At 44.2% G+C, this 10,957-nt stretch carries 8 protein-coding genes; 1 reads left to right on the top strand and 7 read right to left on the bottom strand.

All coding sequences use genetic code 11. The features are described from left to right. The 5 genes from A3757_RS23885 to A3757_RS25945 form a co-directional block, all read right to left on the bottom strand. A partial coding sequence (locus tag A3757_RS23885) for an efflux RND transporter permease subunit (protein ID WP_068740419.1) occupies nucleotides 1–2,176 on the bottom strand: 2,176 nt, incomplete at its 3' end. A gap of 68 nt (nucleotides 2,177–2,244) precedes the next feature. Continuing rightward, nucleotides 2,245–2,664 carry a copper-binding protein gene (locus A3757_RS23880; RefSeq protein ID WP_068507012.1) on the bottom strand — a complete coding sequence of 140 codons (420 nt, stop codon included), beginning with the start codon at nucleotides 2,662–2,664 and terminating at the stop codon, nucleotides 2,245–2,247. 47 nt (nucleotides 2,665–2,711) lie between these two features. Then, a complete protein-coding gene (locus tag A3757_RS23875) occupies nucleotides 2,712–4,562 on the bottom strand; it encodes an efflux RND transporter periplasmic adaptor subunit (protein WP_068740416.1) in 1,851 nt (616 codons plus the stop codon). 19 nt (nucleotides 4,563–4,581) lie between these two features. Beyond that, nucleotides 4,582–5,931: a TolC family protein gene (locus A3757_RS23870; protein ID WP_068567695.1), complete on the bottom strand. Its 1,350-nt coding sequence runs from the start codon at nucleotides 5,929–5,931 to the stop codon at nucleotides 4,582–4,584. Between the two features lie 113 nt (nucleotides 5,932–6,044). After that, nucleotides 6,045–6,482, bottom strand: coding sequence for a hypothetical protein (locus A3757_RS25945; RefSeq protein ID WP_156490713.1), 438 nt, complete (start codon nucleotides 6,480–6,482; stop codon nucleotides 6,045–6,047). Nucleotides 6,483–7,081: 599 nt separating this feature from the next. On the opposite strand from A3757_RS25945, the gene A3757_RS23865 reads away from it, so the two are divergent. Next, nucleotides 7,082–8,080 carry a putative solute-binding protein gene (locus tag A3757_RS23865; protein WP_068507004.1) on the top strand — a complete coding sequence of 333 codons (999 nt, stop codon included), beginning with the start codon at nucleotides 7,082–7,084 and terminating at the stop codon, nucleotides 8,078–8,080. Between the two features lie 68 nt (nucleotides 8,081–8,148). Here A3757_RS23865 and A3757_RS23860 read toward each other — a convergent pair whose 3' ends face one another. Continuing rightward, the gene (locus tag A3757_RS23860; protein ID WP_068554776.1) at nucleotides 8,149–9,876 is read right to left on the bottom strand and encodes a bifunctional protein-serine/threonine kinase/phosphatase; all 1,728 of its coding nucleotides are present in this window, start codon (nucleotides 9,874–9,876) and stop codon (nucleotides 8,149–8,151) included. A gap of 48 nt (nucleotides 9,877–9,924) precedes the next feature. After that, entirely contained in the window at nucleotides 9,925–10,737 is an 813-nt protein-coding gene (locus tag A3757_RS23855) for a formate/nitrite transporter family protein (protein ID WP_068507001.1), read from the bottom strand. Nucleotides 10,738–10,957 lie beyond the last annotated feature (220 nt).

Below are 10,957 nucleotides of genomic sequence, written 5' to 3'. Positions count from 1 at the left end.
CGCGTTCACGGTCAATATCAATCTTTACATAGCGACCACCGGCGACGCGTTCAGAGTACACCGATGCCGTACCTTCCACTTCAGGTAAAACTTCTTCTAATCGTTTACCGATTTTCTCGATCTCAGACAAACTCGGGCCGGCGATCTTAATGCCTACAGGCGTTTTAATACCCGTTGATAGCATGTCGATTCGCGTTTTGATTGGCATGACCCAGGCATTCGTCAAACCAGGGAATTTAACCAAACTATCAAACTCCTGGCGTAGGCTTTCTGTCGTCACGCCAGCCCGCCATTCACTTCGCGGTTTAAGTTGAATGAATGTTTCGATCATCGTGAGCGGTGCTGGGTCAGTCGCTGTTTCGGCACGCCCGACTTTACCGAAAACAGACTCGACCTCTGGTACGGTTTTGATCAACTTATCGGTTTGTTGGAGTAGCTCTCTCGCCTTGCCGACTGATACACCGGCATATGTTGTAGGCATATACATCAAGTCACCTTCGTCCAATGGTGGCATGAATTCGCTTCCTAGCTTAGTCGCTGGCCATAAACCAACCACTAAGACAACAGCAGAAAACAAAAGAGTCGTTTTAGGAAAAGCCAACACACCTTTGATCACTGGTTTATACATGGCAATCATCAAGCGGTTAATCGGGTTTTTATGTTCAGGCGTCACTTTTCCACGAATAAAGTAGCCCATCAACACTGGCACGAGTGTAATAGCAAGACCTGCGGCAGCTGCCATCGCATAGGTTTTAGTGAACGCCAGGGGTGAAAACAACTTGCCTTCTTGTGCTTCAAGAGTGAACACAGGCAGAAAGCTGGCTGTAATAATCAACAAAGAGAAGAATAAAGGTGGCCCGACTTCAGATGCAGCCTGGGTAATCACCTGCCAACGGTTTTCATCTGTCAGCTCTGTTTTTTCCATATGCTTATGAACGTTTTCAATCATGACGATGGCGCCATCAACCATCGCACCGATCGCAATCGCGATTCCACCCAGAGACATAATATTGGCGTTCAAACCTTGCTGATACATGATGATAAAGGCCGTGAGAATACCCACAGGCAAGCTAACCAGTACAACCAGAGATGAACGGAAATGAAATAGGAAAAGCGCACAAATAATAGTTACGACGATAAACTCTTCTAATAGCTTTTCGTAGAGGTTATCGATTGCTCGACTAATCAGGCTTGAACGATCATAGGTTGTTACAACCTCTACTCCGTCAGGCAGGCCTTTCTTCAAACTCTCCAATTTTGCTTTCACATTATCAATAACGCTTTGTGCATTCTCGCCAAAGCGCATCACTACAACACCACCGACCACTTCACCTTCGCCGTTCAATTCAGCGATGCCGCGTCGCATCTGTGGACCCAATTCAATCTTGGCAATATCTTTCAAAAGCAGTGGCGTGTTATTAGCGTTTATACCGAGTGGAATATTTTTAATATCATCTACACTTTGCAAGTAGCCGCTAACGCGCACCATGTACTCTGCTTCAGCCATCTCGATAACAGAAGCACCGGTTTCCTGGTTGGCCTTTTTAATTGCCATGCCAACATGGGCTAAAGGAATGTCGTAAGAGCGGAGTAGGTTCGGATCAACTTCAATTTGGTACTGACGCACCATACCGCCTATTGTCGCTACTTCAGAAACGCCCGGAACCGTTTGCAACTCATACTTCAAGAACCAATCCTGAATGCTACGTAGCTCCGCTAAGTCATGTTGACCCGTTTTATCTACTAGCGCATAGAGATATACCCAGCCAACACCCGTTGCGTCAGGTCCCAATTGTGGTTTAGCAGATGCAGGTAACGAGCCGGACACTTGATTGAGGTATTCCAGAACCCTAGAACGCGCCCAATAAAGGTCCGTGCCATCCTCAAAGATCACATAAACATAGGAGTCACCAAAGAATGAAAAGCCCCGGACGGTAATCGCCCCCGGTACCGACAGCATCGCCGTCGTAAGCGGATAAGTTACCTGATCTTCAACGACTTGCGGTGCCTGTCCTGGGTAACTAGTTTTAATGATTACTTGCACATCAGACAGATCAGGGATTGCATCGATTGGCGTATTCTTGACAGAATACAAGCCAAACCCGATCAATATTGCCGTGCCTAATAGTACAAAAAACCGATTTTGTATCGACCACTTTATAATCGCGGCTATCATTATTTACTCCAGTAATCTTTCGTCAGCAAATGAATTTGGGCAGCACCGGAGTGCTGCTTTCATGTCGCTTATTTGCTGTTTATATTCTTGATGATGTAGTTATTGTCGTTGTCGACAAGTAAGGTAAAGTCGACCATTTGACCTGGCTTTAGAGAGCCCAAATCAACGCCCTTGTCGACTTTGAAGTTCATTTTCATCTTGGGCCAGTTCATCTCTGGCATGGGTTCGTGCTTAATGTTAATCATGCCTCGATCGGCCATGATTTTGTTAATACGTCCTTCACCCATTACCTCGCGCATATGTCCGGCGCCTTTTTCAGACATATTGCCCGACATTCCTTTATCCATACCTTTCATCATATGGCCTTTGCCCATATCTTTTCCGTTGCCATGTCCATGGTGATGGCCATCATTGGGTCCACTTGCAAAAACAGCTGTCGAGACAAGTAAGCCTGCACACATTGCTAAAGAAGTTAGTGTTTTATTCATTGTATTTTCCTCAAAGTGATTATTCTTAAAATTGCTTTTTGAACGTTCTATTTCAGTCTGACATTTGACATGACATAGTCCCCATCTGCGTTTTCCCGTAACGAGAATGTTAATTCATCGCCATCTTTGATTTCGGGCAGTTTCTCGCCCTCGGGTACTAAGAAGGACATACTCATCTCGGGCCAACTCCACTCAGGTATAGGCTCGTGAACGATTTCAATCATATTCATATCAAGCATTAACATTTTGACCTTGCCAGAGGTTTCGACTGAGGCTTTTTCTTCTTCGCCATTCGAACTCATATCCATGCTCATATGATCATGATTCATTTCCATTTCCATCGTCGCCATATCCATCATCGTTACCGCTGACAATCCTTCGGACGCTGCCGCCAATCTCGTCACCAGATAATCCCAATCCCCTGTTTTTTCGATCTCAAATTGGATTGCCTCGCCTTCCTTGAACTGACTGAGATCGACCTGATCTGACNCCTGGAAGTCCATTTTCATCGTCGGCCATTCCCATTCTGGGATCGGGTCGTGTGTGACATTGATCATGCCCATACTCCCCATGACCTTATGAACTGTCCCCGAGGTAATCACTCTAGGACCCGCACTGCCTGTCATATCGCCATTCATCTCTTGACTCATTGCGGCTTCTTCCATACGCATTAGTTCGGCTTCGATATTTGATTCCGAATCAATCAGGAATTGCGCTGAAACAACAACGTCATCGCCATTAGACAGACCTTTAAGTATCTGTACCTTTGATTCCATTACCTCAACACCCTCCTTCATTGTCGATACGAGACCTTCCAGGCCAAGTTCTACAATGACAGATTTATAACGCCCCTCGCCCAGCGACTTCACGACTCGATTGTGATTTCCTGCTTTGATAACAGCGGATCTGGGCACCGTTGTCATGGCCTCTTGGGCCATATTCTCAACGCGTAAATTCGCCAACATATGAGGTCGCAAGGCAAAATCTGGGTTGTGTACTCGCGCTCGGAATTGCAAGGTGCGTGTTTTCTGATCAAGAGACGGATAGATGTAATTGATTATGCCGTTCCATTTGCCATCAGGTGACGAATTGAGATTTATCGCTACACTCTGACCACGTTCGATGAGATAAGCTTGTCGTTCATAGACTTCACCACGAACCCAGACGCTTTCCAGCGACCCTATCGACATCACTTCAGTCATAGGTCTGATATGCATGCCTTCACGCACGTTTAGATCAATGACAATTCCATCTTGTTCAGCCGTAAATTTCACCAATTGATCGACCTTACGTCTTTTCTTTAAATCATTGATATGACTGTCTCTCAAACCTAGCGATCGAAGGCGTGACTTTGACGCATTAATTAGGTTTCTGTTTTTGCTGCGCAATGCTGCTAGGTATTCTTCCTGCGCATTGACCAGCTCTGGACTATAAAGCTCAAACAGTGTTTGACCTTGTTTAACCGGATCACCACTAGCAGCAACGTTCAACCGTTCAATCCAACCCTCTACACGCGGGTGAATATGAGAGATTCGGCTCTCATCAAACTGGATAGTTCCTACGGTATCAATTGGCACCATAATCGCTTCGTTTTTAACCTTTGCGACTTTAACGCCGAGGTTATTCTCAACAGTGGCTGAGATCTTCACTGTATTATCATCACCGCTGTCTTCTTCATACACCGGAACTAAATCCATGCCCATCGGGGAAAGTCCAGGCCCATCTCGACGATAGTTTTTATCCATCGGAGCTACCCAGTACACTGGTTTCTTCTCGTTACTGTCGGCGGAGGACAACTCTCCATCACTCATTGTCCCCTGCATGAGTTGAGGGCCGAAAAAGGTCCCCAAGGCCAAACCAATAGCTAGGACAGTAATGGCTAAAATAAATTGCTTCATGTGTTGATTCTCCTTAGCTTTAGTTCAGCCAATAATTAATACGAGATAGAATAATTTGTTCATTCACAAGCAAGCGCAAACGCTGCACTTTTGCGCTTTGTTCCTTCAGAAACAGCTCAGATACGATGCGGAAATTGCCCTTATCTGACTCGTAGCTATGCATGGCGCTGTGCTTCTGCTTGCCTAATGTGGTTAATATTTTTTCTTCATAAAGCACACGTTGATCGCGGGTGATGTCATATTGGTTGGCGAGATCTTTCAACGTAAAGCGAGCTTGCTCTAATGCTTCTGAACGCTCCAACTCAATAGCTGCCTGACGATGCTTAGCCGCGCTGATCTGGCTGGATTGCTGACCTCGATTGAAAAAGGGGTACTGAACACTCACACCCGCTGAAAAGAAGTCGGCACGAGAAGACCCATCCATATTGTCGCCACTTCTCATGCCGTAGCTTAGCTCCACACCATAAGAGGGCTCCAAAGACTGCTCGGTCAAATTCACTTTGCTTTTTGCAATGTTAATTTTCTGATTTATCAAACGAATTTTTGGATGGTTTTGTAAGGAAGAAACAAGGTCGTTTGATTTAGCCAAAGTCAGTGTTGAAGTATCAAAAGATTCCAATTTCTTTGGCAATTGAGTACTCGTCAGCGTTTCGTTAGCGAGGGTATTAAGGCTATCCAGATTCTTTTGAAAACTTCGTCTTGCTTTGATCAAACGCTCTTCTAACTTGATGAGTTCGAGTTCCGCGCCAATCAGGTCGCTCTGATCCTTACTGCCAACTTCATATAATGATTGAATGAATTCATGTATTTGCTCTAGAAATACACGGTCTTCCGAAATGAGTTCAATGTTCTGCTGCCAAAACCAAGCTTCTAACCAAGCTTTTTCAATGCTTTGTTTACGCCCTATCCAGTAAGCTTCCTGCTTGACGGTCTGAAGACCCACTTTCTCCTGGTTAATATCTTCGCGCAGCGATAAGGTGTCGCCTTTGGGGAACATTTGTCTGACGCCTACCCGTAATTGGGTCATAGGCTCCTGATCAAATTCAAATGTGTCTGTCGGTAAGCTCTGTATCGCCGCAAACAGAGTTGGGTCTGGCAAAAAATCACTCGCTTTTGCCTCAGCTTCAAAAGCCTTCGCCTGAATACCCAGGGACTTTAGCCTGAAATCATTGGCGCGAGCTCTAGTGAGCACATCAGATAGGGAAAGCAAGCCTCCTTGCTCAGACTGAGCTTGAACTAACTTAGTCGTTTGCAAGGTTCCATTGCTTTCTTCCGAGGCATGGACAGATAAAAAACTTGAAGCAACGAGCAAACCAGAATAAATATACATTAAACGTGACAAGACACGTTTTGTTTTAAAGCGAAACATAAGACAAGGTCCAAAGCTATTTAGCGAGCCCAAGGGCTATAAAATTAACTAGCGATAAGTAAAACTAAAAAGCGACGGGAGCTCCGAATTTAAGGCGGAACTTCCTTAGGGTCTTATGAAATGGGAGGGGGGAAAGAAGGTAATGTCTGTGGGTTTAGATAAAATGATGCCGTAAAATTAAAGGCAACTCTATCTGTGCTGAAGGATAACGCGGAATTATGGAAAGCCGCTGATGAAGACTGACAACCAGCCTGTGCACATAAACAAGACTCATCACAACAGTCATTTGTGACTGAAGAGGTTTTATTCATCTTCATCGAGTCTTTAACGGTTTGAGCCACGGCCTCGTGGCAAGACTCGCTATCTGATGTTACCTTCATTTGTTCAACATCACTTTCAGTTGATGTCGACGCTGAATGATGAGGCATTGTGCTTTCGCTCATCAACAGAGTATTCGCCGAAGATATAATCGGAGATAGCATCATCAAAACGGCCAGCAAGACGCTTATTTGTTTTGAATACTTTTGTTTTATCTGTTTCAGAATACTCATCTTTAAAACTCTGCCACAAAAATCATAGCGCTGCAAGCGCCTTTACTAAATATCACGAAGATGCTTAAAAAGACTTAAACTGCGTTTTACACATACTTTAGGACACTAATTAATAGAGAAAGTTCAGTCTGGTTTATTGGCTTTGGATACAACGAGACTTATTCAACGCAGCATAAATATAATCTAAACCCGGTAACTACTGCTTTGTTCTCAAGGCCATAAATCTTAATCCTCGTTTAATCAGGATAACTAGGCCATTTTGACAATGGACTAAGAGGCCTGCAATTGGCACTTAGCCAACGTCAAGAAAAGCTTGATAACCTCGAATTTAAGTCTTCCATGAATACCTGTTCTTAGTGACCTCGCCAACGATCCATTACCATCAACTCAGAATAATAAATCCATGAGAAGGTTCATGCTCGCTTATGCGGCCATAGCTCATGCCAGTAACATATTAATTAGTTTAAAATATGACCTGCCTTCATTGATGTTTAATTGACCAATATCAAACCAGTCCCGACCTATCTTAAGTACGATATAGAGAGTAATTCATAAGGATTGAGCAGTACCTTACTTTAAAAATAACAAAGGGCTCTGATATGAAATACGCACTCTATACATTCTTTTCATTCGTAATATATTTATTTAGCACCTCAGCTTTCTCGCTAGAGAAGAAGTCCATCTGCACTTGGGATCCGGTGGGTACCAATGGTCCTGTGATGACTTTCTATGCTGACCTCAAACCTAAAGCTATAGCCTGGGGTATCGACCTCGAATTCAAGGCTTACACTGACGAGAAGGTTGCTTCCAATGACTTCAAAGCAGGCATTTGTGATGCCGCACACTTGAGTGCAATTCTGTCCCGCGACTATGTACCCTTTGGAGGCTCTCTTGATGCGATTGGTGGAATCATGTCGGATCAGGGGCTGAATAAAATACTGGCAACCTTAGCCAGTCCAAAGGCAGGCACCTTGATGAGTAACGGCAAATATGAAATTGTCGCCTCATTTCCCGTTGGCTCCATGTATGTATTCGTCAATGATAAATCTATTAACACAGTGCCTGACTTCAGCGGTAAAAAAATATCGGTTTTGAATGGTGACCCGCAAGCCTTCAAACTCGCCTCCCTGGCCGGTGCTTCTCCCGTTTCCACCTCTCTGGCAACCTTCTCTGGCCAGTTTAACAATGGCAATATCGATATTCTGTTAATGCCGGCATTGGCTTACAACACATTCGAGCTATACCACGGTTTAGGAGAGCAAGGTGGCATCATTGATTACCGTTTGTTTTACGGCATGCTCCAAACGGTTATCAAGAAGGAAAACTTCGCTCCAGATTTTGGCAACAAAATGCGTAAATACATGGTCTCTCGTCTCACTCAAATCCATAAGATGGTAAAAGATGCAGAAGACGAAATTCCTGCCAAGTACTGGATCAAAACAAGTGATGCATCCAAGTCTGAATTTGATACCTTTAGCCGAGATATTCGTTTGGCCCTAAAAGAAGATAGTACCTTTAACCCTAAGGCGCTGCGACTACTATGGAAAATCCGTTGTGCTGAAGACCCTAGCCGCGCGGAGTGCAGTACGCCCGAATAGCCAACAAGTAACCCAAGCCTTTGAAAACTTATACGGGCGGTTGCCCCAAATCCAACCGCCTACATTGTTTACGTCATGCTGGCTTGATAAAGCACAATAATTAGTAAAATCAACGAGCTTAGCTGCCAAAAAAGTACGGGATTACGTTCCAACAACGGTGGCTTGGCTTTATTTACGTAGACTTTACTTGGATGATTCAGCTCATAAATAAACTCGGATACTTCACCATAGCGCTTTAAGGGGTCAATATGAACCGCCTTATTAATTGCGTAGTCAAACCAGCCAGGAACATCCCGCCCCTTATCGATGGATTGGTAGCCTAGCCGCCCTAGTGAACGCCGATCTTTAATCTTTGAAATATCATTGCCGTAAGGTAGTTCGCCACTTAACATCTTGTAGGTCATGACGCCTAGAGAGAACAGATCAGACTTGCTTGTTCCGCTTTCCCCCAAAAAGTATTCCGGTGCAGTGAATTGAGCTGTCCCCATAATGCCTTCGTTTTTACTGATCACCTCAGTAATTCCGGCTACTTTTGTTGCGCCAAAATCTATAATTTTTACCGTTCCCTGGCTATCAATCATGACATTATTTGGCCTTAAGTCCTGATGCACCATCTCTTGTCGATGAAAGGCCTGAAGCCCCTTAGCAATTTGAGTAACGATCTCTCGCACTGTTTTGATGTCCGGTTTAGGGTTATCCAGCATCCATTGTGCAAGCGTCTGCCCTTCAATATATTCGTACACTAAATAAATAAAATTACGCTTTCTATCAGGTTCAATTGCTTTCAAAACATGAGCATTGCTCACCCTTTTTGCAATCCACTCTTCCATCAAGAAGCTTTCCAAGTAATCCGGGTTATTTCTCATTTCTGTGGAAGGTGTTTTTATCACCACCTTCTTTTTTGTTTGTTGGTCTTCTGCTAGAAATACATGGCTACGACTACTGATATAGATATCACGTAGAATCATGTATCCATCAAACTCTTTACGAGCCTCTAATCTGGGGGCAGGAGGCAGCTGAGTAAGCTGCTGTTGTAACTCACTTAACTCTCGCGCCGGTAAACTATCGATGCTCACGATCTGCAAAGTTAAATTGTCATCGCTGCCCGCTGCCAGGGCTTCATTAACCAACTCTTTTGCCAAACTATCTGGTACTTTCCCTGTCTCCTCAAAAGCTCTCGTAATCGTATTCGCCAAATGCTTTTCAGTAAGAAACTCATACACCCCGTCAGTAGCAAGAATAAAGATATCTCCCTCACTTAGAGGAAGCGCTCGATAGTCCATTTCCAAAGTGTCATGAACGCCCAATGCGCGGGTCAGGTAACTCGTTTCTGCATCAACGACATGTCGATGATCCTTGGTTAGTTGCTCAAGGTTATTGTCAGCAAGCCTGTAGATACGTGAATCACCAGAGTGAAAGCAATAAGCAGTGTTCGACTTAATAACAAGCGAACTAAAGGTACAGATATAGCCTTTGTCTTTATTAAAGCGATGCGGGCTATTTTGGGTCTGCGCGAACAGCCAGGAGTTAGCTGCTTTAAGAACCCGTTGAGCAGAGGTCTTCACAGACCAGGAGTCTGATGTGCTGTAGTAGTCCTGTATAAAACCTTTAACCGCGGTTTCACTCGCAATCTGGCTTACATTGCTGCTACTAATACCGTCAGCCAAAGCGACCACCAGCCCTTTGGACGCGAGCAAAGGCTCTTCCGGGGCATAGGCTGCATGGAAGTCCTGATTCAGGTCTTTCTTTCCTGCAGTTGAATACTGACTAACAGATACTTTAAGTTGCTTAGACATAAAAAACCCCGCCATTTCTGGCGGGGCTCCTATTATATTATTTTAGTATTAAGCGACCTTACGCTCTGGATTAGTCCTAACATGCGTCCAGTATAGTGGCAGACCTACTAGTAAGAAGCCGCCAGCAAGGTTACCCAAAGCTGTTGGGATTTCGTTCCATACGAAGTACTCGTATAAACCAAAGTCACCGCCCATGATCATAGAGAATGGGAATAGGAACATGTTTACAATAGAGTGTTCAAAGCCCATAAAGAAGAAGAGCATTACCGGCATCCACATTGCAATGATCTTACTCGTTGCAGAGGTTGAAATCATTGCACCGACAACACCCATCGATACCATCCAGTTACACAGCATGCCACGAATAAATATCGTGAACCAGCCATCAGCACCATGCGCTTGATAACCCAGTGTTCTTGACTCACCAATGGTGCTCACTTTAGCTGCCAAGGCACCGCCGTCAGTGTTGTAACCATAAGTTAGAATAAACGAAGCAAAGAAAGCTGTGGTCAGTGCGCCACCAAAGTTACCAAGGAAAACCAAGCCCCAGTTTCTCAACATTTGCGGCACGGTACAGCCATTACGTTTATCAAGTATTGATAGCGGCACTAGCGTGAACACACCGGTTAACAAATCGAACTTCATCAAATAGAGCATGATAAAGCCGACAGGGAATAAAAGTGAGCCAACTAATAAACTGCCTGTTTTCACAATAACAGTAATAGCAAAGAATGCGGCGAGCCCTAGAATTGCACCCGCCATGAATGCACGTACTAACGTATCTTTGGTGGACATGAAAATTTTCTGTTCACCTGAATCAACCATTTTGGTGGCGAATTCACTCGGTTCGATATAGGCCATAATTAATCTCTCTTAGATTAGGTTTAAAAATTTACATAATCTGAGAGAGCATAGCTCGGGCCGTTTTTAGACTTCACATTAAATAACAATTACTTATATTCGTAATCACTGAAATCTATATACCTATAAGTGAATAAGTTAGGCTCACTTATAGAGAGCAAAACATGGCTTTGTTTAGTTTTGGTGCGATAGTTGACGCTGAAGCGAGATCTCACTTACT

It is taken from the genome of Oleiphilus sp. HI0117 (assembly GCF_001635235.1).
This window is presented reverse-complemented; position numbering and strand designations above follow the sequence as displayed.

Bases quoted from the DNA above. Each gene is read 5' to 3' on its own strand.
- A3757_RS23880 (WP_068507012.1), bottom strand. From the start codon at position 2,664: ATGAATAAAACACTAACTTCTTTAGCAATGTGTGCAGGCTTACTTGTC.
- A3757_RS23870 (WP_068567695.1), bottom strand. From the start codon at position 5,931: ATGTTTCGCTTTAAAACAAAACGTGTCTTGTCACGTTTAATGTATATT.
- A3757_RS25945 (WP_156490713.1), bottom strand. From the start codon at position 6,482: ATGAGTATTCTGAAACAGATAAAACAAAAGTATTCAAAACAAATAAGC.
- A3757_RS23865 (WP_068507004.1), top strand. From the start codon at position 7,082: ATGAAATACGCACTCTATACATTCTTTTCATTCGTAATATATTTATTT.
- A3757_RS23860 (WP_068554776.1), bottom strand. From the start codon at position 9,876: ATGTCTAAGCAACTTAAAGTATCTGTTAGTCAGTATTCAACTGCAGGA.
- A3757_RS23855 (WP_068507001.1), bottom strand. From the start codon at position 10,737: ATGGCCTATATCGAACCGAGTGAATTCGCCACCAAAATGGTTGATTCA.